We start from the raw sequence: 19,989 nt of genomic DNA on the forward strand, positions 1-19,989 counted from the left end.
CCGGTGGTTTTGCCGCAGCGCGGTTAACAAGACGCTGCGGCAGCGCGCGGAGCCTTACTCGCGCAGGCGGTGGTGCAGCAGGATCGGCACCACCAGATCCTCTTCGTCGGTCAGGTGGCGCTCTAGAAAACCGCCCAGCGTTTCGGCCATGTCGCGCACGGGGCGCGCCTCTTCGTCCATCTGGCGCGGGTCCAGCGTGGCCAGTTGCACGGTCCGGTTGGCGGCCCGTGTGAACCGGTTCAGCAGGCTGTCCAGTGCCACGTGATCGCTTTCCAGCATCTGCAACCCATCGGCAAAACGCGGGTCGGCGCCTTCGAGTTCGGGAAAGAACTTGCGGTCTTCCCACGTGTGATGGCCGTGCAGGTTGCGCACCAGCAGATTGCCGAAATGCGCCAGCCGTCCGGCATAGGCCTGATCGTCCAGCCCTTTGTCCAGAAAGCGTTCGGTGTCGTCTTGCACGATCGCACCCAACTGGCGAAAGCCCTGATGGGCGCGCATCCAGTTGCGCGTGCTGTCGGCAAGGCCCGGGTGATCCTGCCAGCCATCGCGTGGCAGGACCCGGAGCAGCGTCTGCATGTCTTCGGGCAGACCGCTGCGGGTTTCGATGTCGTGGGTCATGCCCCCCTAAATGGGCGGATTGTTATGATATAACTATCCGCAGGGGCGCACAGCGAACGTGCGACGACCTCAGAGGCCGAAATCGTCTGCCGTCAGGCCCTGCACGCCTGCCACGTTGATTTCCATGTCGACGGTGCCGTTGCCGTCAGCGTCGACCCAGATCAACGTCGAGCCTCCGGCGGTTTCCTGCAGGCGCAGTTCTGCCGTGCCACTGGCGGTAAATCCGGCAGTTCCGCGGAAGCTCAGCACGCCGGGTACGACGTTGACAAGGTTGATGATGTCGATGCCCTTCTCGAAGTCGACGATCACGTCGCGGTTGGCCCCGACAACGCTGTCGGTCAGCGCGCCAAAGACGAAGGTGTCGGCATCCGACCCGCCGGACAACACGTCCCGTCCGGCGCCGCCGGTCAGGAAATCCACGCCATCGCGTCCGCGCAGCTGGTCGTCACCGGCGCCGCCCAGCAGGGTGTCGACCCCGTCGCCACCGTCGAGGATGTCGTTGTTCAACCCGCCGTCGATCAGGTCGTCGCCGGCCTGGCCCGACAGCACGTCGTCGCCGTCGCCACCGAGCAGCGTGTCGTTGCCGCCGCCGGCGTTGATCGTGTCGTTTTCGGTGCCGCCGTCGAGGCTGTCGTCGCCGGCATTGCCCGACAGCAAGTCCGCGTCGGCGCCGCCCGACAGCGTGTCGTCGCCGCCGTGGCCGACCAGAAGGTCCGCGCCCGCGAGCCCGGCGAAATTGTCGTTGCCATTGGCGCCGATCAGCGTGTCGTTGCCGGTCTGACCGATGACCTGCCCGGTGACGATCCCATCGCCGGTGGCGCGAAACAGGTCATTTTCAGAGCCGAGGTCGACATTGCCGATCACCGTGCCGCCGTTGACCATCACGTCGTTGCCGCCTGCCAGCAGCACGTTGCCCTCGATCTGGCCCAGGTTGGTCACCCGGTCGACCTTGGTTGTCCCGGTGGACAGGGCTGTCCCCGCGCCGCCGATGATCAGGCCCGAGTTGAACAGGCTGACGGCGGAGTCGTTGGAGGTCGAGATGGCCGCGGTCTGGTCCGAGGTCAGCGTCCCGGTGTTGCGCACCACCAGCGGGGTGACGGCATCGATAAAGCTGTCGACGGCGGCCCGGCTGCCGCCGCTGATCGTGCCTGCGTTGTGGACCACCATCGCGGGCGTGGGTGCGATGTAGGAATAGAGTTCCAGACCGGAGCGCGAGCCATGGATCTCACCGCTGTTGATCACCCGGCCGGAGGCCAGAAAGGTGACGGCGTCCTGTCCGGTCAGGGTGCCGCTGTTGGTCAGCACCCCGCCTGCCGCGCCGAGATAAACGGCCGTGCCTGATGGACCGGTTTCGATTGTGCCGCTGTTGGTGACCCGCGTGTTCACGGCATCGCTCACTACGCCAAACCCCGCCGCAGCGATCACGCCTTGGTTGCCCACGGTCACGTTGTCCGCTCCTGCATCGATATCAATTCCGAAGAAATCGCCGTCGATCCGTCCGGAGTTCGATATGATAGAGGTATCCGCCCCATCATTGAGGTGGATGCCTCTGGAGCCGGACAGCGCGCCGGAGGAGGTCAGGATGACCTCTTGTGAGGAACGAAGCCCGGTATCTGCCCCGGTGATCCCCCCAAGGTTCTGGATCAGGGTCGCGCTGCCAGCGCCTGCCCCGCTGAGAAGGATCCCATAGCTGCCGCCGTCAATCGTGCCGGAATTGACAATGTCATTGCCATTTGCGCCGCTGAAGACACCGTTGACCCCCCCGGCAATAGAGCCGGAATTGACGAGCGTGCTGCTGGTTCCGTTCAGGCTGACCGCAGAGTCACCTCCGCGAATGGTGCCGCTGTTGTCCAGCGACAGGTCATCGACTGAAGTGCCGGTAAAGACTGCGTCAAGTACGGCGGTGATGGTGCCGCTGTTGGTGATCCCGGTGTCGTCTGCAAAGACAGCAAAGCCATATCTACCGGTGACCGCGCCGGAATTTGTAAAGACGCCGCCCGTCCCGGTGCCGCCGACTTGCACCGCAAAACCAGAGGCACCCTGACCCCCCGATATACTGCCCGCATTGTTGGCGATCCAACCCGCCCCCAAAAGACTGACCGCGACGTCAGATGCAGACAGGGATCCGGTCGACAGGACGCCGACTGTGACGTTTGGCGCGTCCGAGTTGACCTGAAGCGCCCATGCCCCACCGGACACGGCGATCATGCCCGCGATCTGGGCATAGCTGCCCCCGACAGTGTCAAAGGTCAGCGCGGTATTGGCGTCATTGCTGAGCAGAACGCCCTCGCGCAGAATATAGTCGTCGCCGGTGCTGATCGTGTCGGCAGTGGTCTGGTCGGTGCTGCGAATGATGAGGGCCATGTGACTATCCCTGTCTGGTTGCAAGCTCTGGGGGCTGGGGACTTGCCGCCACGGGGACGGTTGCGGACCGCCACATGAAGGGATCGCCCCGCGCAATTTGGTTAATAGACGTGAGCCTAGGGCGGAAACGAACGGTTGTCCGAAAAAACGCAGTCTCTGTGCAGAAAAAAGCCCCACCGAAGCGGGGCCTTTGCCGTTTTGATGTGATCTGCTCGGGCCGGCTCAGTTCTTGGACTTGTCGACCATTTTGCCGGCCGAGATCCACGGCATCATGCCGCGCAGCTTTTCGCCGGTCGCTTCGATCTGGTGTTCGTCGTTGATCTTGCGGGTCGCCTTGAACGACGGCTGACCAACGGCGTTTTCCAGCATGAAGTCGCGGACGAACTTGCCGGTCTGGATGTCGGTCAGAACCGCCTTCATCCGGGCCTTTGTCTCATCGTAGGGCAGGATGCGCGGGCCGCTGACGTACTCGCCATACTCGGCGGTGTTCGAGATCGAATAGTTCATGTTGGCGATGCCACCTTCGTAGATCAGGTCCACGATCAGCTTCACCTCATGCAGACACTCGAAATAGGCCATCTCCGGCTCATACCCGGCCTCGACCAGCGTCTCGAACCCCATGCGGATCAGTTCGACCAGACCACCACAGAGAACCGCCTGTTCGCCAAAGAGATCGGTTTCGCATTCCTCGCGGAAGTTGGTTTCGATGATACCCGAACGGCCGCCACCGATGGCCGAGCAATAGGACAGGCCGATTTCCAGCGCCTTGCCCGAAGCGTCGTTGTGAACCGCCACAAGGCAGGGCACGCCGCCGCCTTTGGTGTATTCGCCGCGCACGGTGTGGCCGGGGCCTTTGGGGGCCATCATGATGACGTCGACACCCTTGGGCGCCTCGATCAGGCCGAAGTGGATGTTCAGACCGTGGGCAAAGGCAATCGCCGCGCCTTCTCGGATGTGGTCCTTGACGTAGCGGTTCCACGTGTCGGCCTGCAGTTCGTCGGGCATGGTGAACATCAGGACGTCACACCATGCGGCAGCCTCGGAGATGCCCATGGTTTTCAGGCCTTCGCCTTCGGCCTTGGCGATGGAGCCAGAGCCTTCGCGCAGGGCGACGACGACGTTCTTGGCACCGCTGTCGCGCAGGTTCAGCGCGTGGGCGTGGCCCTGCGAACCGTAGCCGAGGATAGCAACCTTCTTGTCCTTGATCAGGTTCACATCGCAGTCGCGGTCATAGTAAACGCGCATGGGGCATTCCTTCCGTGTCTTGTTTTTGTGGCGTCGTGTTGTTGTGGCGGGCACCCTACCGCCAGCGCGGTGAGAGTGGTTGCGTTTTTTGAGTATTTTTCCCAAGAAGAAGATATATCATTCTCGATTCTTGAGATTAGTGGTGAAATCATGCTTGACGACGCGGACCGGCGCATCCTGCGCCACATGATGGCAGAGCCGGAGATAGCCGGTGGCGCGCTGGCCGAGCGGGCCGGAGTGACCGCCTCGACTTTGGCGCGGCGGCTGGAGCGGTTGCGGACCGCAGGCATCCTGAACGGCGTGCGCGGCGTGATCGACTGGCGGGCGCTGGGCTATGAGGTAGAGGTGTCCCTGCGCGTGACCTTGGATAAGACGCAAAGCCGGGCGTTCGACGAATTCATCGCCGCCGCGCGCGAGGTGCCCGAGGTGTTGGAGATCCAGACCTTTCTGGGACAGGTGGACGTGCGCCTCTCGGTGATCGCCCGCGACATGGGCCATTATCAACAGTTGTACCGCGAGCGCCTGCTGACCCTGCCGCATATTGCCGACATCGAGGCGCTGATGCATGTGGCGCGGGTCAAGGAACAAGAGGCGCTGCCGCTGTGATTGCTCTGGATGACATCGACCGCGCACTGGTACGGGCCTTGGCAGAGGATTCGACGGCCTCTGCGGGGGCATTGGGCCGGGAACTGGGTCTGTCGCAACCGGCCTGCTGGCGGCGCATCCGGCGGCTGCGTGAGGCGGGGGTGTTTCGCGGCGCACGGCTGGATCTGGACGCACCGGCGCTGGGCTTTGGCGTGACAGTCTTTCTGGGGGTCAAGCTGGCCACCAAGGGCCGCGTCAGCCTTGAAGATTTCGAGCGCGCGGTGTCCGCCATCCCCGAAGTGCAGACGGTGGAACATGTGCTGGGGGCCTATGATTACCGCCTGCGGGTGGTGGCGCGCGATATTGCTGACTTTGAGCGTGTCCTGCGGCGCCGCGTGATGACGCTGCCCGGTGTCGGAAACATTGATGCCAATGTGCTGCTGAGTGAGGAACGCCGCCCCGGTCCTTTATGACACCTGCGGCGGCCTGACACAGGGCTGCCGCTTGCGTGCTGGCGCGGGCGCGGTAACACGGGATGTGAAATCAGGAGGAACCCTCATGCCTTTGCGCGACGATATCGACCCCACGGGGATGGAAGAATTCTCGGTCGTTTTCACCGACCGCTCGCTCAACCACATGTCCGCCGTCTTTCAGCAGGTGATGCGCGACATCTCTGGCATGTTGAAAGAGGTCTACAACGCCGATGCCGTGGCCGTGGTGCCCGGCGGCGGCACCTACGGGATGGAGGCGGTCGCCCGCCAGTTCGGGCGCGGCGCGGACGTGCTGGTGGTGCGCAACGGCTGGTTCTCGTTCCGCTGGTCGCAGATCTTTGACGCGGGCGGCTTTGGTGGCGACACCACGGTGATGAAGGCGCGGCGCACGGGCAACGCGGTCGACGCGCCCTTTGCGCCGGCCCCGATCGAAGAGGTCGAGGCCAAGATCGCCGAGGTCAAACCGGACGTGGTCTTTGCCCCGCACGTGGAAACCTCTGCCGGTGTGATCCTGCCCGACGACTACGTGACCCGGTTGGCCAAGGCGGCGCATGACGTGGGGGCGCTGATGGTGCTGGACTGCATCGCCTCTGGCTGCGTCTGGGTCGATATGAAAGCGACCGGCGTTGACGTGCTGATCTCTGCCCCGCAAAAGGGCTGGTCCTCGACCCCCTGCGCCGGTCTGGTGATGATGTCCAAGCGCGCGCTTGCACGGCTGGAAGAGACCGCCTCGGACAGCTTTGCGGTGGATCTGAAAAAGTGGCACCAGATCATGAAGGCCTATGAAGACGGCGGCCACGCTTATCACGCCACCATGCCCACCGACGGGCTGCGCGCCTTCCGCGATACAATGGTCGAGACCCGCGACTATGGCTTTGGCAAGCTCAAGGATGCGCAATGGGCGCTGGGCAATGCCGTGCGGGCGATGTTCGCTGAAAAAGGCGTGACATCCGTCGCTGCTGAGGGCTTTGGCGCGCCGGGCGTGGTGGTCTGCTACACCGCCAATCCCGAGATCAAGACGGGCAAGGCTTTTGCTGCGAAGGGCGTGCAGATCGCGGCAGGCGTGCCGCTGCAATGCGATGAGCCACCGGAATTCTCGACCTTCCGGATCGGACTGTTCGGGCTGGACAAGCTCTATGATGTCGATGGCACAGTAACGCGGTTGCGCGAGGTCGTTGACGAGGTTCTCTGACGCGACCGGGCTGGGGGCGCTGCCCCCGGCTTCCGCTGGAAGCCTCCCCCGGAGGTATTTGGACCAAGAAGAAGCCGAACCGTTCTGCGCTTCTTCTTGGTCCAAATACCTCCGGGGGTGAATGCGCCCAAGGCGCAGAGGGGGCAGCGCCCCCTTTCTTTTAGCCGCTCGCGCCCAGACCAAGACGCATAAGCGAGGTGCGCACGGGTTTGAGGCTGTAGAGCGCATCCAGACCCTTTGCGCGGATGTCGCGCAGCGGTTCTGTCGAGAGTTGTGAGATACGGTTGAGCGCGGTGATCCCCGCCACGCGGGCGCGGATATCGGCAATGCGGGCGCGGTGGTAGGCGTCCAGCATCTGACGGTCGCCCAGCCCCCCGGGGCGGTCCATCGCCAGATCGCGCAGCGCGGTGAGATCCTTGAGGCTCATGTTCAGGCCCTGCGCGCCAATTGGCGGGACAACGTGGGCCGCCTCGGCGATCAGTGCAAGACGTTGAGAGGTCAGGCGTTCCGCCTCTTGCGCGATGATTGGCCAGATCGTGCGGCGCGAGGCCAGCTTCAGCGGGCCGAACAGGCTGCAGGAGCGGGCCGACATTTCCGCCTCAAAATCCGATTGGTCCAGCGCGAAGAGCCGTTCCGCCTTGGGCCCGCCCTCCATCCAGACCACAGCGGAACAGGGCTGCCCATTCAGGTCTGGCAAGGGGACAAGGGTGAATGGCCCTCCGGTGCGATGAACCTCGGTCGAGACATTGCAGTGCGGGATCGGGTGGGTGACCGCAAAGGCCAGCGCCTTTTGCCCGAACCGCGTGGTCTTGACCCCGATTCCCGCGGCTTGCCGCATCGGAGAGCCGCGCCCGTCCGCCGCCACCACCAGCCGCGTGCGCAGCTTGCTGCCGTCAGACAGTGTCACGCGAGCCTCGCCCTCGCGGGTGAACAGCGCCGTCGTGGCGGTGCCGGGGCGGAAATCGACTTTGGCCAGTTCACCCAGCCGCGCGGCCATCTCGCGCCGCAGCAGCCAGTTGGGCAGGTTCCAGCCAAAGGGTTTGCCCGAGATGTCGGCGGACTCGAAATCCTTGGTCACGCGTGGTTCGGCCACTGGCCCGCCCGCATCGACAATGCGCATGACCTGCAATGGCATGGCATGGTCGGCCAGCCGGGGCCAGAGGCCGATCTTATCCAGAAAAGCCTGAGCCGGTTGCAGAAAGGCCGTGGTGCGCAGGTCCGCGCCGTCGCCGTCGCGGGTTGTCACTGGCGGGGTCGGGTCCACACACAGGGTCGAGAACCCGGCAGATGCAAAGGCGGCGGTTGCGGTCAGGCCCGCGATACCACCGCCGGAAATGACTATGTCGTAGTCCATGCCGTTGCCTCCGATTTTTCCGAAATCTAGGGCGCGACAGGGGCAGAGACCATGCGGCTTACTTGCCGACGCTGATGGCGATAAGCAGGACGTAGATCACCGGAACCAGCGCCAGCGCCGTCATGGCAAGTCCGGGCAGGCCAAAGAGCAGCGTCATGCCGGCGCCAACGGCGACAAGAACAAGGGCGATCAGGTAAAACATCTTTTCGCCCGACAGCGGCGTCTTCGCGATGTCGGCGGTGACAGGGGGCTCGGCTGTCGACATATTCACAACTCCTTATTTGTCTTGCAGAGGACATAACATTTCCGAGCCATGCGGACAGGCGCGAAATGACGCATCTCAGATAGCGCTTTGATGGACCAATTCCCGGTGCATCAGCGCAGCCGCCGCAGGAAACCTGCGAGATCGTCCGTGTGGTGCTGGATATGCGGGGCGGGGGTGGCTTCGGGCGCGACGTGGACGGTGCGCATCCCCAAGGCGTGCGGGGCGGCGAGGTTACGCGGGTCATCCTCGAACATCGCGGCTTCTGTCGGGTCCAGCCCGTCGAGGGCAAAGATCCGGTCAAAGGCCTCGGCCCGGGGCTTAGGCGTATAGTCGGCGTGTTCGACGCCATAGATCGCGTCAAAGGCCGCATCCAGCCCGCGTGCTTTCAGCACCTGGGCCGCATAGGGCGCGCTGCCGTTGGTATAGACGATGCGACGGCCGGGCAGGGTGGCGATCAGCTCTGCCAGATGCGGATCGGGGGCAAGCGCGTCGAAAGAGATGTCATGCACGTCGATCAGGTAATCTTCGGGATCGACCTCGTGATGCGTCATCAACCCGGCCAGCGTGGTGCCATACCGGGCCCAGTAGTCGCGTCGCAGGTGGGCGGCGTCCTCTTTGGCCAAGCCAGTGACGCGCGAGACATAGGCGTTCATCCGCGCTTCGATCTGGTCGAAAAGCCGGACGGCCGGGGAGTAGAGCGTGTTGTCCAGGTCAAAGACCCAGGCCCGTACGTGGGCAAATCTGTCCTTGGTCATGAAACCTAGCTAGGGTGATTCAGGGCGCGCGGCAATCCGCCCAGCTTGAACCGGCGGGGCCGGTGGCGCTATCGTGGCGCGGTGGACGCAGGGAGGGTTCGGATGCACGAGGTCAAATCGGCACAAAAAGATGCCTACACGATGATCCTCGAGGCGATCGATTCAGGCATTTACCGGCCCGGCGACCGTCTTGTGGAGAGCGAACTGGCAGAGCGTTTCGGCGTGTCGCGCACACCGATCCGTGAGGCGTTGCAGCGGCTGGAGACGCAGTCTTTGCTGGCGCGGGACGGGCGGTCGCTGATCGTGGCCTCATTGGATCACAACCAGATGGCCGAGCTGTACGCGGTGCGGTCCGAGCTGGAGGGGTTGGCGGCGCGGCTGGCGGCGCGGCATGCAACCGAGGAAGAGGTCATGGTGCTGCGCGACATGATCGAGGAGGATCGCGCGTTATTGGCCGATCCGGCGGCGATGGCGCGGGCCAACCGGCGGTTCCACCGGATGATTCACCTTGCCTCGCACAATCGCTATCTGGTGCAGCAACTGGACCTTGTCTATCGGTCGATGGCGTTGATGGCGACGACCTCGCTGGCGGCGGAGGGGCGCGGGGAGATCGCCTTGGGCGAACACAGTGCGATTGTCGATGCGATCTCGACCCGCGATGAAGAGGCGGCCTACCGGGCGCTGCGGGATCATATCTCTGTCGCCTTCATCACCCGCCTCAAACAGGACAATGCAGAGCATATGTCGGTCTGATCCAAATGGCCTGTCCACGCGTGGACAGGCTCACGCCTTAAATAAATCAATGGCTTACAGAGGCGTTTTTACCCGGTCTTAACCTTTGCCCCGGTCAGGCGTCGGGCGGCAGGTCCTCGCCCGGGCGGTCAGGGGCAGAGCGTCCATGCTGGGTCTTGTCCCAGTAAAACGGGTTCTTGATCGTCTCCCACAGGGCCTTGTAGATCGCCAGCGTCCCGAGTGGGAAATAGGCAAAGAGCGTTGGCACCCAAGGCATCAGAAAGCGGTGCGGGCTGCGGGCCAGTGCGGCCAGCCCGACAAGGATCGACACCGCCTCGGCGCTGAGGAACACGGTGGTGAGGCCAAGGATCACCGGGCGGGTCAGATGCGCGTCCAGAGGATGTGGCAGGCCCATCAGGATCAGCCAGAAGGACCACAGCACCGGCGCAAGGGCAAACTGGACCAGCGTGGTCAGGAACAAAAGCTGTATCCCGGCAAAGCGTTTTGGCCCCAGATCCCGCCAGAGCCTGCGCGGCTGGCGGGTGTGGACCCACCACGTGATCCCGTACCCCTTGAGCCAGCGCGACCGCTGCTTGATCCACGGCCAGAACCGGTTATTGGCCTCTTCGCGCGTCACAGAGGGCATCAGGTGGGTGCGAAAGCCGTGGCGGGCCAGACGGACTCCCAGATCCGCGTCCTCTGTCACGTTATGCGCGTCCCAGCCGCAAACCTTTTCCAGCACCTCGCGGCGAAAAAAGACCGTGGTGCCGCCCAGTGGCACGACCAGCCCCAGACGCGACAGGCCCGGCAGAAGCACGCGGAACCAACTGGCGTATTCGATGGTGAAACAGCGCGACAGCCAATTGGCGCGCGGGTTGTAGTAATCCAGTATCCCTTGCAGACAGCCCACATCCGCAGGGGCGTCATGGAACTGGGCCACCACGCGGTCGATCTGATCCGGCGCGGGCGCGTCTTCGGCATCGTAGATGCCAACGATCTGACCACGGGTAAAGCGGTAGGCGTAGTTGAGCGCCCGCGGTTTGGTGGTGACACGCCCCGGCGGCACGGTGATGGTGCGCATCCACGGCGGCAATTCCGTGCGGGACAGGGTGTCCCGCGTCAGCCTGTCCTCTGCCTCCAGCACCAGAACCACGTCCAGCAGCGCCTTGGGATAGGTCAGCCGCGACAGCCGCGCAACCAGCGTGCGGGCGATGTCCTGTTCGTGAAACAGCGGCACGAGGATCGACACCAGCGGCGGGTTCGGCGGCAGACGCGCCGGGGCGGGGGTCGTCTGGCGGGGCAGGGCGGCGAGGGCGGCCAGCTTCATCAGTTGCGACAGGACCAGTGACCCAAGCGCCAGCGCCAGCGCGGCGGCGAACAGCAGGTGCGGCGCAAGGACAAGCAGAAGCAGGCAGATCGCGGCGGCGGCAATGGCCAAGAGCCGCCCGCGCGGCGTTGTCCGGTTCAGGTCGCGGCAACTGTCCTCTGCGGGCACCCATGTCTCTGCCGCCTTGGCCAGTTTCGCGCCGGCACGGGCCGAGATCAGGTGGTGAATATCCGCCTCCAGCGCCAAGGCCATGACGACCGGCCCGGTGTCGGGTGGCAGAAGGTGCAGCAAGGCCGGAAACTCATCGGGCCGCGCAGTGGCCAGCAACAGCGTATCGCCGACCCGCATCCACGGCAGCACCCCGTATTCGAGGCAGAACTCTGGCGGCAGCAGGTCCATGACAGCGGGATCGGGGGGGCTGTCACCGCGTTTCAGGACCATGGCCCCGTAATGCTGGGCCTGCGCGTCCAGCACATCCTCACGCGAGGCGATGGCCTCTGCCACCACAACCTGCGGCACCGGCTGGTCGATGCGCGTGGCCTCTGCCATCGCGCCCAGCATGTCGGAGGGGGCAACATTGCCGTCCTCCATCAGGATATGGCTGATGGGCTGACCGCGGCGGGCCTTTGCCTGCGCCAGTTTGGCGGCGGCGAGATGGAGGCGTTGCTCCGACATACCCCTGTCCGATAAACACAGTTAACAGAAGGTTTGCACAGAGATGGTAAACGAAGTCTTAACCAGACCTGCGGGTTTGGCCGCTTTCGGCGGTCAAACCCTTAACCCGGCAAGATTTTTCAGGCTGCGCGCCGGTCAGGCCGCGTCCATCGAGGCGGCGAAGCGTTCAAACAGGTAAAAGCTGTCCTGCGGGCCGGGGCTGGCCTCTGGGTGATGCTGGACGCTGAACACCGGGCGGTCGGCCATGCGGATGCCGCAGTTGGAACCGTCAAACAGCGACACATGGGTTTCCAGCACGCCCTCGGGCAGGGTCTGGCTGTCCACCGCAAAGCCGTGGTTCATCGAGGTGATTTCGACCTTGCCGGTCTCGACCTCTTTGACCGGGTGGTTTGCCCCGTGGTGGCCGTGGTTCATCTTGATGGTCTTGGCCCCCAAGGCCAGCGCCAGCATCTGGTGGCCAAGGCAGATGCCAAAGACCGGCAGATTTGCCTCTGACAACAGGCGCTGGATCATCGGCACCGCATAGGCGCCGGTGGCGGCGGGGTCGCCGGGACCGTTCGACAGGAAGATGCCGTTTGGCTGGTGGGCCATGACCTCATCATAGGTGGCGGTGGCGGGCAGGACCGTGACCTCACAGCCCGCCGAGGCAAGGCAGCGCAGGATATTGCGTTTTGCACCATAGTCGACGGCGACCACCTTGTGCCGCGCCTCTGTCTGGCGCTGATAGCCCTCGGGCCAGGCCCACCGCATTTCATCCCAGCGATAGCTTTGCGCGCAGGTGACATCCAGTGCGAGGTCCAGCCCTTCGAGGCCCGGAAAGCCGCGCGCCGCTGCGACCAGCGCATCGGTGTCGAAATTGCCGTCCGGGTCATGGGCCAGCGCCACATGCGGCGCACCCAATTGCCGGATGGCGCGGGTCAGGCGGCGGGTGTCGATGCCGCCGATGGCAATGCGGCCCCGTGTCGCCAGCCAGTCACCCAGTTCCTGCGCGGCGCGCCAGTTCGAGCTTTGCGTCGGCATCCATTTCACAACCATCCCGGCGGCGACGGGATCGTTGGTCTCATCGTCCTCGGGGTTCACGCCGGTGTTGCCGATGTGCGGAAAGGTAAAGGTGACGATCTGACCGGCATAGGATGGGTCGGTCATGATCTCCTGATAGCCGGACATGGCGGTGTTGAAACACAGTTCCGCCGTGGTCTGGCCGGTGGCCCCGAACCCGGTGCCGTAAAAGAGCGTGCCGTCGGCAAGGGCAAGGCAGGCGGTCGGGCGTGCGGAAGCAGCGGGCATGAGCAGATCCTCGATGGCGGCAAATTTGCCGGAACGTATTGCGCGGGGCAGCGCGGGTCAAGTGCTTGAGTAAAAACATAAATCGTTTGGTATCAGGGGGTTGGCGGAAATTGCTGCGCTTGCAACACCGCTGGGCATGATGTAGCCTGCCGCATTCGGAGACCAGAACTGGGGATGGGGCTCATGGAGCTGCGCGAAAGAGTGAACGCGGCGGTGAAACAGGCGATGCGGGACAAGGCGCGTGAGCGTCTGTCGACCCTTCGGCTGATCAACGCGGCGATCAAGGACCGGGACATCGCGGTCCGGGCCGAAGGCAACGAACAGGGCGTCGATGACAGCGGCGTGCTGGCGATCCTTGGCAAGATGGTCAAGCAACGGCGCGAAAGCGCAAAGAGCTATGAAGAGGCCAGCCGGCTGGATCTTGCAGAACGCGAACTGGCCGAGATCGAGGTGATCGAGGAATTCCTGCCGCGCGCGCTGACCGACAAGGAAGTCGCCGCAGCCATCGACGCGGCCATGTCCGAGGTCGGGGCCGAGTCGATCCGCGACATGGGGCGCGTCATGGGCGTGCTCAAGTCGAAATACACCGGACAGATGGATTTCGGCGCGGTGGGCCCCAAGGTCAAGGACAGGCTGTCGGCCTGACCGGCGGGGCAAAGCCGCACGGCCTTGGCCGTTCCACAGGCAGAGGTCAGGCGGGCGCTTGCGGCATCTCGTCGTCGACGGCATCGGGCACCGGGAACCCGTCGGCAATGGCCGAGAGTTCCTCGGCGTCGTCGATGCGGAAGCGTTCAACGAAGCGGGTCTTGAAACTGACCCGACCGCGCCGCGCGCCGAAATTCTCGCCGTGGTTCAGCACGTAGAGCACCGCCGGTTCGGACAGCGGCGACAGCTTGCGCCCCGCAAGCGCGGCCAGATAGGGGAACATCCGGTGTTCGTGCTGCGTCATCGCCTGTAGAAAGGCGGCGCTTTGCGGCAGGTCCGGGTCATGCCCCAATGCCGCGCAGGAGCCACACAGCTTCCAGAACGGTTTGCGCAGCGGTTGCCGCAGGGTGGGCACATCGGCCAGCGCGATGGTGCCTGCCGCCTCATCCATGACATAGCCCGATTGCACCAGATACCCGCCGGGGGCCTGACGGCGCAGCATCTCACGCACGCTGCCCTGACGCAGCAGGTCGTCGGCGTCAAAGCTCATGACGTAGCAGGGCGGCAGATCCATCTTGTCCAGATGGGCGGTCAGCGCGGCCAGCTTCATCCATTTGTCATTGCCGGGTGTCGGCGCGGTGTAGGGCAGGAACGTGATGCGCGGATCGTCGGGCAGGGGCGGGCGGTCCTGACAGCAGATCACGGCCTGCCAGTGTGGATCGTTTTGCGCGATGAAACAGTCCAGCGTCGCGGACAGGCGCGCGGTCACCGCCTCCCAGTCGCCGACGCTGTCCGGGCCAACCAGCGGGATAAGAAAGACCACCTGTTTGCGCAGCGGCGGCACGCGCGTTTCCAGCGCGTCGCGCAGCCGCAGGGCCGCTGCCTCGCTGGGCGCGGGCGTCAGACGGTCAATCCAGCCTTCGCGGTCCAGCGCCACCGAGAGCCGCAGCGCGGCGCGGTGCCATTTGGGCGTTGCGGGAACCTGAGCCATGCCGCGCGCCCTCAGGGATGCGCCGCGCGGCGGACCGCGTCGGACAGGTCGGAAAACAGGGCTTTGCGTTCATCCTCGCTCAGGAACGAGCCGATTTCGACCTCGCGGCCCTGTCCCTGGAGCGTGACGTAATAGGGCACCGGGCCGCCGGTCTCGTGGCAGGCGACCTTGACCCAGTAGGTGTTGCTTTCCCAATCCTGTCGGTCGCCCTTGGGATTGGTCCGGATCAGGCGTGTGGTATCGGGTGTGACGGTCAGGTCCTCCAGAATGCGGCGGTCCCGCTGGTTGCGACGCAGCGCATAGTACAGCGCCGCGGTGGCGGCCAGCATGAAAGGCAGCAATCCCCACAGCACAGCCGTGCCGATCACCCCGTAAAGGGGCAATGACGCAAACAGGAAGAACCCAAGGATCATCGCTGCAAAACCTTCTGGTGACAGCGAGTTATGCGGCCAGAGTTGCAGATGTTGGGTGACTTCACGCTTTGGGGTTTTCCATTGGTAGGGCATTGATCTGTCGAATTCCATTTGCCGGGGGACCGGACCGCCGACGCTACCTGATTGGATATACCTCAGAAATGCGATGCGTCAAAGCGATGGCACGTCGCGGCCTTGGTGGCCTGGCGTTTGGGGGATTTCGAGGCCTGTGGCAGGGGCTATGGACGGCCCGCACAAGCGGCAGGAGCGGGCGCGCGGGACGTGTCGGCCGGCGGATGTCGCCTGATCGGGCGCTGGCGGAAGGTTTTGCGCGGCGCCTATGAAAAAGGCCCCGACATGTGTCGGGGCCTTTTCTGTCTGTCGGGTCAGTGCGGCGCTTAGTGCGCGGGGCTCTTGTCCCAGTCTTCCTGCTTTGGCAGCTGCTCGAACGTGTGTTCGGGCGGCGGCGAGGGCAGGGTCCATTCCAGCGTATCCGCGTATTCGTTCCACGGGTTGTTCTGCGTCACTCGTGCGCCACGGGTCAGCGCGTGGAACATGACGTAGAAGAAGAACACGAAGGACGCGAAGGACAGGAAAGCGCCCCAGGACGACACGTAGTTCCAAGTGGCAAACGCCTCCGGGTAGTCGATGTAGCGGCGCGGCATGCCCTGACGGCCCAGGAAGTGCTGGGGGAAGAAGGTCAGGTTGGCCCCGATGAACATCGCCCAGAAGTGGATCTTGCCCATGGTTTCGTTGTACATCCGGCCGGTCATCTTGGGGAAGTAGAAGTAGATCCCCGCGAAGATCGCGAACACGGCGCCCAGCGACATCACGTAGTGGAAGTGCGCCACGACATAGTAGGTGTCGTGATAGGCGCGGTCGATGCCTGCCTGGCTGAGCACGATGCCGGTCACGCCGCCTGCGGTGAACAGGAACAGGAAGCCGAACGCCCAGAGCATCGGTGTCTTGAACTCGATCGAGCCGCCCCACATGGTTGCGATCCACGAGAAGATCTTGACCCCTGTGGGGACCGCGATGACCATCGTCGCCAGCATGAAGTAGCTCTGCTGGGTCAGCGACATGCCGACGGTGTACATGTGGTGCGCCCAGACGACAAAGCCCAGTGCGCCAATGGCGATCAGCGCCCAGACCATCGGCAGGTAGCCGAAGATCGGCTTGCGCGCGAAGGTCGCGATGACGTGGCTGATGATGCCAAAGCCGGGCAGGATCACGATGTACACTTCGGGGTGGCCGAAGAACCACAGGATATGCTGGTACAGGATCGGGTCGCCACCACCGGCAGGATCAAAGAAGGTCGTGCCGAAGTTGCGGTCGGTCAGCAGCATGGTGATTGCGCCCGCCAGAACCGGCAGCGACAGCAGGATCAGCCACGAGGTGACAAAGATCGACCAAGAGAACAGCGGCACCTTGAACAGGGTCATGCCGGGGGCACGCATGTTCAGGAAGGTGGTGATCATGTTGATCGCGCCAAGGATCGACGAGGCACCCGAGACGTGGACCGCGAAGATCGCCAGATCCATCGAGAACCCGGCCTCATTGGTGGACAGCGGCGGGTAGAGCACCCAGCCCACACCGGACCCCAGCTGGCCGTTGCCGCCCGGAGAAAAGACCGAACAGACCGCCAGCGTGGTGCCCGCGACGTACATCCAGAACGACAGGTTGTTCATCCGCGGGAACGCCATGTCCGGCGCGCCGATCTGCAACGGCATGAAATAGTTGCCAAAACCGCCGAAGAGCGCCGGAATGACCACGAAGAACATCATCAGGATGCCGTGGCCGGTGATCAGCACGTTCCAGAGGTGTCCGTTTGGCGTACAATCGGCAATCGCCGCTGCGGAAAGGCGCATGCCTTCCATACACATGTACTGAACGCCCGGCTCCATGAGCTCGAGCCGCATGTAGACGGTGAAAGCCACCGAGATGAAGCCTGCGAATGCCGAGACGACGAGATAGAGAATCCCGATGTCCTTGTGGTTCGTCGACATGAACCAGCGGGTAAAGAACCCCCGGTTGTCTTCATGCTCGTGGCCGTGAATGGCGGCGTCTGCCATTGTTTGCCTCCTGCTGATCCCAATGCATAGGGTACGGATCGGGAATCCGCCCGCGCCCAATGTTCCTTTCACGTTTTAGAATGTGACCCTAGGGGCGGCAATGGCCGGATTTGACGCAGATCAAATCTTTTTGTCGCACCTTGGCCCGTGGCGTGGCCCCACGTGCCAAGGCATCGAAAGGATTGTCGAAAACGCATGTTTGCGCTGGCGGGTCCAACCGGCCCGCTCACGAGCGGATGCAGGCGGGGCAGGTGGGTCGGGTAAACCATACGGTCATGGTTTCCAGACTGTTGGCGCGGCGGCGGATTTTCTAGTTTGGGATCAACACAGCGACACCAGATCCTGCACCAGATCGACAAGGGGAAATCACAATGGCTTATCTCGACAGCAGCTTTGTTTCCAACCGCACCAGCCTGCGGCAGCGTGTTGCCCGGTTCTTCGAGACGCCGTTTGACCGCCGCTACCGCCAGCGCACCGCCCGGATCGCGGCGCTGCGCGCCCTGTCGGACGCCGATCTGGCCGCCCGCGGGATCGCCCGCGAGGATATCCTGCTGCATGTCTTCGCCGGTAAGGCCTGATTGTCGAAGGCCTGACCGTCACGGGCGCCGCCCGGCGGCGTCGAGAGTTTTTAGAACCAAACCCTTTACGGGCCGCGTGCCCCACGATTTTTTGCAATGATTGCAAGAGGGGGCGTTGTGAGTGCGCCCCCTCTCTTTTTGTCGTCTTCCCCCAAAGACAGCGATTTGGCCCGGCGCAGGTCCGGTATTCCGGACTGTCCGGGTTTCCTGACTGATGCGGGCGCGGCCAAGGGCGTAGATTGAGACCATCTGCTGAACACGACATCCCGACACGCATCCCACTGGGGGGAGATCAAGATGGCCTATTTCGACAATAGCTTTGTGAGCAGCCGCGCCACCCTTCGCCAGCGTATGGCCCGGTTCTTCGAGACGCCCTTTGACCGCCGTTACCGCCAGCGCACCGCCCGCGTCGAGGCCCTGCGCGCCATGTCCGACGCCGAACTTGTCACCCGTGGCATCGCCCGTGAGGATATCCTGTTCCACGTCTTCACCGGCAAGCTCTGAGATTGGCAAGCTCTGAGACTGGCAAGCTCTGAGACTGGCAAGGCTTGGGATTCGTGGCGCGGCCCGCTGTCCGGGGCCGCGTTGCACCGAACGATTTGAAAGCACCAAGACATTTAAGACGGACGCGGGGTCATTTTTCTGCCCCGACCAAGGAGGGGCCGCGCGGATGCACGGCCCCTCGCCTTTGCTGGGCTGGGCAATGGCCCGTCAGCGCCCCAGCATCACCTGATCGAATTGCGTCCGCAGGGCGACGTCCAGATCGGCCATCGTGACAGGCAGGCCCAGATCCACAAGGCTGGTAACGCCGTAGTCGGTGATGCCACAGGGCACGATACCGTCAAAATGGCTCAGGTCCGGTTCCACGTTGATCGACAGGCCGTGAAAGCTTACCCATTTGCGCAGCCGGATACCGATGGCAGCGATCTTGTCCTCGGCCATGGCCCCGCTGGGCAGGCGCGGGCGGTCTGGCCGTTCGATCCATACGCCGACGCGGCCGTCGCGGATGTGGCCGGTCAGGTTGAAGTCGGCCAGCGTTGCGATCACCCATGTCTCAAGATCCTGAACGAAACAGCGAATGTCGCGCCCGCGTTTGTTGAGGTCCATCATCACATAGACCACCCGCTGTCCCGGCCCGTGATAGGTGTACTGCCCGCCGCGCTTGGAGGGATGCACGGGAAAGCGGTCAGGGTCTTTGAGATCCTCGATCCGGGCAGAGGTGCCGGCGGTATAGAGCGGCGGATGTTCCAGCAGCCAGATGCAATCTTCGGCCCGGCCTTCGGCAATCGCCGTGGCGCGATCCTCCATAAAGGCCAGCGCCTCATCATAGGGGGTCAGACCCTCGGTGATCTTCCATTCCATGCGCTGTCCGGGGGTGACGCCCCGCCTCCGTTTTGCCGCCTTGGGGGATGGCACGGCATCGGGGGACTTGTCCAGCGGGCGGTGGCGCGCGCTGCGCCGGTCCGACTGTGCAAGAAACCCGCCGAACAGGGTTTTTTCCTCTTCACAACCTTGCGCGGCTCCGTTAGAGACCCCTCCACCAAGTCAAGACAGTGCGGTCGTGGCGGAATTGGTAGACGCGCAGCGTTGAGGTCGCTGTGGGGTAACACCCGTGGAGGTTCGAGTCCTCTCGACCGCACCAAAATTTCTTGAAAAGCCTATTCTGGACAAGTGGTTGTCTGAGGTTAAGCTTGGTTTATCCCCCCGATTTGTCCGCATGTTGCGATTGGGATGGTACTGGCCGTCGAAACCTCTGCTCTCAACTTGTAACCGGGTAGTGGCCGCTGCGCTGTCTTGATCATCCGACATCCCGTGAGCCTGATCAATTGGCAGAGCGCTCTGTCAGATGCCTGCAGTTCGGTCGTATGGTTCATTTGCCTCTCTTGAGTCGTCTGAGACGCTGCGGTTTCATGGACCGAGCGCTGAACGCCGAACAAGAATGGTTGCGCATGTCGTCTCGCTAAATTCGCATAGGCGAGCAGCCGAAACGGGCTATCCGGTCGGGATCGCCCCAGACAAGGCGGAGGTGGTCGACCATGGCAACCAGTGGGTTGCATGGGCCCGCGACGACACCACCGCGGCTGGCGGCGAGTTGGATGAAGTCCAAACAACATTCCCCGATTAAACTCTGCGAATTGGACGGCGTCCCCACGCTCGGCACATTCGCCGATGCTGGCTTCACAACGGGAACCGAAAATGACAAGTCCCCTGATGGCGAGGACGTGGTGCAGAGCATCAATCCCGCCGCGATCGACTCTTTTCACGGCGGCACCGGTGACGATACGATTACCGGCGGGCTGGGCGACGACTTCTTTGTCTACAATCCCGGGGACGGCCACGACACGATCACCGATTTCAACACTGGCAACACCGGTGCCTTGGACGACGGCGACTTCACGA

19 protein-coding genes, 1 tRNA gene and 1 pseudogene are annotated in these 19,989 nt (G+C 63.6%); 9 read left to right on the forward strand and 12 right to left on the reverse strand.

Annotated elements, in window-relative coordinates:
• Window positions 1-54: 54 nt before the first annotated feature.
• The 3 genes from VOI21_RS18430 to ilvC all read right to left on the reverse strand — a co-directional run bounded on the left by VOI21_RS18430 (window position 55) and on the right by ilvC (window position 4,227).
• A complete protein-coding gene (locus VOI21_RS18430; protein ID WP_323771420.1) occupies window positions 55-618 on the reverse strand; it encodes a hemerythrin domain-containing protein in 564 nt (187 codons plus the stop codon).
• A 69-nt stretch (window positions 619-687) separates the two neighbouring features.
• Entirely contained in the window at window positions 688-2,982 is a 2,295-nt protein-coding gene (locus tag VOI21_RS18435; RefSeq protein WP_323771421.1) for a calcium-binding protein, read from the reverse strand.
• Window positions 2,983-3,204: 222 nt separating this feature from the next.
• A complete protein-coding gene (gene ilvC, locus VOI21_RS18440) occupies window positions 3,205-4,227 on the reverse strand; it encodes a ketol-acid reductoisomerase (protein ID WP_323771422.1) in 1,023 nt (340 codons plus the stop codon).
• Window positions 4,228-4,377: 150 nt separating this feature from the next.
• Here ilvC and VOI21_RS18445 point away from each other — a divergent pair, with 150 nt between their 5' ends.
• The 3 genes from VOI21_RS18445 to VOI21_RS18455 all read left to right on the forward strand — a co-directional run bounded on the left by VOI21_RS18445 (window position 4,378) and on the right by VOI21_RS18455 (window position 6,495).
• Window positions 4,378-4,833, forward strand: a complete 456-nt coding sequence (locus VOI21_RS18445; protein WP_323771423.1) for an Lrp/AsnC family transcriptional regulator — start codon at window positions 4,378-4,380, stop codon at window positions 4,831-4,833.
• Window positions 4,830-5,285: an Lrp/AsnC family transcriptional regulator gene (locus tag VOI21_RS18450; protein ID WP_323771424.1), complete on the forward strand. Its 456-nt coding sequence runs from the start codon at window positions 4,830-4,832 to the stop codon at window positions 5,283-5,285. The genes VOI21_RS18445 and VOI21_RS18450 overlap by 4 nt, the downstream gene beginning before the upstream one ends.
• An 85-nt stretch (window positions 5,286-5,370) precedes the next feature.
• On the forward strand, window positions 5,371-6,495 hold the full coding sequence (locus VOI21_RS18455; protein WP_323771425.1) for an aminotransferase class V-fold PLP-dependent enzyme: 1,125 nt from the start codon (window positions 5,371-5,373) through the stop codon (window positions 6,493-6,495).
• A gap of 160 nt (window positions 6,496-6,655) precedes the next feature.
• Here VOI21_RS18455 and VOI21_RS18460 read toward each other — a convergent pair whose 3' ends face one another.
• The 3 genes from VOI21_RS18460 to VOI21_RS18470 all read right to left on the reverse strand — a co-directional run bounded on the left by VOI21_RS18460 (window position 6,656) and on the right by VOI21_RS18470 (window position 8,869).
• On the reverse strand, window positions 6,656-7,849 hold the full coding sequence (locus VOI21_RS18460; RefSeq protein ID WP_323771426.1) for a UbiH/UbiF family hydroxylase: 1,194 nt from the start codon (window positions 7,847-7,849) through the stop codon (window positions 6,656-6,658).
• A gap of 58 nt (window positions 7,850-7,907) precedes the next feature.
• The gene (locus tag VOI21_RS18465) at window positions 7,908-8,114 is read right to left on the reverse strand and encodes a hypothetical protein (RefSeq protein WP_323771427.1); all 207 of its coding nucleotides are present in this window, start codon (window positions 8,112-8,114) and stop codon (window positions 7,908-7,910) included.
• Window positions 8,115-8,224: 110 nt separating this feature from the next.
• Window positions 8,225-8,869, reverse strand: a complete 645-nt coding sequence (locus tag VOI21_RS18470; protein WP_323771428.1) for a pyrimidine 5'-nucleotidase — start codon at window positions 8,867-8,869, stop codon at window positions 8,225-8,227.
• A 102-nt stretch (window positions 8,870-8,971) separates the two neighbouring features.
• Here VOI21_RS18470 and VOI21_RS18475 point away from each other — a divergent pair, with 102 nt between their 5' ends.
• Entirely contained in the window at window positions 8,972-9,622 is a 651-nt protein-coding gene (locus VOI21_RS18475; RefSeq protein WP_323771429.1) for a GntR family transcriptional regulator, read from the forward strand.
• Between the two features lie 94 nt (window positions 9,623-9,716).
• On the opposite strand, the gene VOI21_RS18480 is transcribed toward VOI21_RS18475, so the two are convergent.
• On the reverse strand, window positions 9,717-11,603 hold the full coding sequence (locus VOI21_RS18480; protein WP_323771430.1) for a glycosyltransferase: 1,887 nt from the start codon (window positions 11,601-11,603) through the stop codon (window positions 9,717-9,719).
• Between the two features lie 135 nt (window positions 11,604-11,738).
• Entirely contained in the window at window positions 11,739-12,890 is a 1,152-nt protein-coding gene (gene carA, locus VOI21_RS18485; RefSeq protein ID WP_323771431.1) for a glutamine-hydrolyzing carbamoyl-phosphate synthase small subunit, read from the reverse strand.
• A 183-nt stretch (window positions 12,891-13,073) separates the two neighbouring features.
• Between carA and VOI21_RS18490 the strand changes: the two genes are divergently transcribed.
• Entirely contained in the window at window positions 13,074-13,535 is a 462-nt protein-coding gene (locus tag VOI21_RS18490; RefSeq protein WP_323771432.1) for a GatB/YqeY domain-containing protein, read from the forward strand.
• 46 nt (window positions 13,536-13,581) lie between these two features.
• On the opposite strand, the gene VOI21_RS18495 is transcribed toward VOI21_RS18490, so the two are convergent.
• From VOI21_RS18495 to ctaD, 3 genes are all read right to left on the reverse strand, one after another.
• The gene (locus tag VOI21_RS18495) at window positions 13,582-14,526 is read right to left on the reverse strand and encodes a hypothetical protein (protein ID WP_323771433.1); all 945 of its coding nucleotides are present in this window, start codon (window positions 14,524-14,526) and stop codon (window positions 13,582-13,584) included.
• Window positions 14,527-14,537: 11 nt separating this feature from the next.
• Complete coding sequence (locus VOI21_RS18500) at window positions 14,538-15,032, reverse strand: DUF2244 domain-containing protein (RefSeq protein WP_323771446.1); 495 nt, start codon at window positions 15,030-15,032, stop codon at window positions 14,538-14,540.
• A gap of 305 nt (window positions 15,033-15,337) precedes the next feature.
• Complete coding sequence (ctaD, locus tag VOI21_RS18505) at window positions 15,338-17,011, reverse strand: cytochrome c oxidase subunit I (protein ID WP_323771434.1); 1,674 nt, start codon at window positions 17,009-17,011, stop codon at window positions 15,338-15,340.
• A gap of 371 nt (window positions 17,012-17,382) precedes the next feature.
• Here ctaD and VOI21_RS18510 point away from each other — a divergent pair, with 371 nt between their 5' ends.
• Window positions 17,383-17,589 carry a hypothetical protein gene (locus VOI21_RS18510; RefSeq protein ID WP_323771435.1) on the forward strand — a complete coding sequence of 69 codons (207 nt, stop codon included), beginning with the start codon at window positions 17,383-17,385 and terminating at the stop codon, window positions 17,587-17,589.
• 297 nt (window positions 17,590-17,886) lie between these two features.
• The gene (locus tag VOI21_RS18515) at window positions 17,887-18,093 is read left to right on the forward strand and encodes a hypothetical protein (protein ID WP_323771436.1); all 207 of its coding nucleotides are present in this window, start codon (window positions 17,887-17,889) and stop codon (window positions 18,091-18,093) included.
• Between the two features lie 207 nt (window positions 18,094-18,300).
• On the opposite strand, the gene lipB is transcribed toward VOI21_RS18515, so the two are convergent.
• Window positions 18,301-18,951: a lipoyl(octanoyl) transferase LipB gene (gene lipB / locus VOI21_RS18520; RefSeq protein ID WP_323771437.1), complete on the reverse strand. Its 651-nt coding sequence runs from the start codon at window positions 18,949-18,951 to the stop codon at window positions 18,301-18,303.
• A gap of 193 nt (window positions 18,952-19,144) precedes the next feature.
• Here lipB and VOI21_RS18525 point away from each other — a divergent pair.
• Both VOI21_RS18525 and VOI21_RS18530 read left to right on the forward strand, forming a co-directional pair.
• Window positions 19,145-19,231, forward strand: a tRNA-Leu gene (locus tag VOI21_RS18525).
• A gap of 394 nt (window positions 19,232-19,625) precedes the next feature.
• Window positions 19,626-19,989, forward strand: a pseudogene (locus VOI21_RS18530) (hypothetical protein); the annotation flags it as partial.

It is taken from the genome of Antarctobacter sp. (assembly GCF_034670325.1).
In the GTDB taxonomy this organism is placed as follows: domain Bacteria; phylum Pseudomonadota; class Alphaproteobacteria; order Rhodobacterales; family Rhodobacteraceae; genus Antarctobacter.

Coding starts and splice junctions, on each gene's coding strand:
- VOI21_RS18430 (WP_323771420.1), bottom strand. CDS start 618: ATGACCCACGACATCGAAACCCGCAGCGGTCTGCCCGAAGACATGCAG.
- VOI21_RS18435 (WP_323771421.1), bottom strand. CDS start 2,982: ATGGCCCTCATCATTCGCAGCACCGACCAGACCACTGCCGACACGATC.
- ilvC (WP_323771422.1), bottom strand. CDS start 4,227: ATGCGCGTTTACTATGACCGCGACTGCGATGTGAACCTGATCAAGGAC.
- VOI21_RS18445 (WP_323771423.1), top strand. CDS start 4,378: ATGCTTGACGACGCGGACCGGCGCATCCTGCGCCACATGATGGCAGAG.
- VOI21_RS18455 (WP_323771425.1), top strand. CDS start 5,371: ATGCCTTTGCGCGACGATATCGACCCCACGGGGATGGAAGAATTCTCG.
- VOI21_RS18460 (WP_323771426.1), bottom strand. CDS start 7,849: ATGGACTACGACATAGTCATTTCCGGCGGTGGTATCGCGGGCCTGACC.
- VOI21_RS18465 (WP_323771427.1), bottom strand. CDS start 8,114: ATGTCGACAGCCGAGCCCCCTGTCACCGCCGACATCGCGAAGACGCCG.
- VOI21_RS18470 (WP_323771428.1), bottom strand. CDS start 8,869: ATGACCAAGGACAGATTTGCCCACGTACGGGCCTGGGTCTTTGACCTG.
- VOI21_RS18475 (WP_323771429.1), top strand. CDS start 8,972: ATGCACGAGGTCAAATCGGCACAAAAAGATGCCTACACGATGATCCTC.
- VOI21_RS18480 (WP_323771430.1), bottom strand. CDS start 11,603: ATGTCGGAGCAACGCCTCCATCTCGCCGCCGCCAAACTGGCGCAGGCA.
- carA (WP_323771431.1), bottom strand. CDS start 12,890: ATGCCCGCTGCTTCCGCACGCCCGACCGCCTGCCTTGCCCTTGCCGAC.
- VOI21_RS18490 (WP_323771432.1), top strand. CDS start 13,074: ATGGAGCTGCGCGAAAGAGTGAACGCGGCGGTGAAACAGGCGATGCGG.
- VOI21_RS18495 (WP_323771433.1), bottom strand. CDS start 14,526: ATGGCTCAGGTTCCCGCAACGCCCAAATGGCACCGCGCCGCGCTGCGG.
- VOI21_RS18500 (WP_323771446.1), bottom strand. CDS start 15,032: ATGCCCTACCAATGGAAAACCCCAAAGCGTGAAGTCACCCAACATCTG.
- ctaD (WP_323771434.1), bottom strand. CDS start 17,011: ATGGCAGACGCCGCCATTCACGGCCACGAGCATGAAGACAACCGGGGG.
- VOI21_RS18510 (WP_323771435.1), top strand. CDS start 17,383: ATGGCTTATCTCGACAGCAGCTTTGTTTCCAACCGCACCAGCCTGCGG.
- VOI21_RS18515 (WP_323771436.1), top strand. CDS start 17,887: ATGGCCTATTTCGACAATAGCTTTGTGAGCAGCCGCGCCACCCTTCGC.
- lipB (WP_323771437.1), bottom strand. CDS start 18,951: ATGGAATGGAAGATCACCGAGGGTCTGACCCCCTATGATGAGGCGCTG.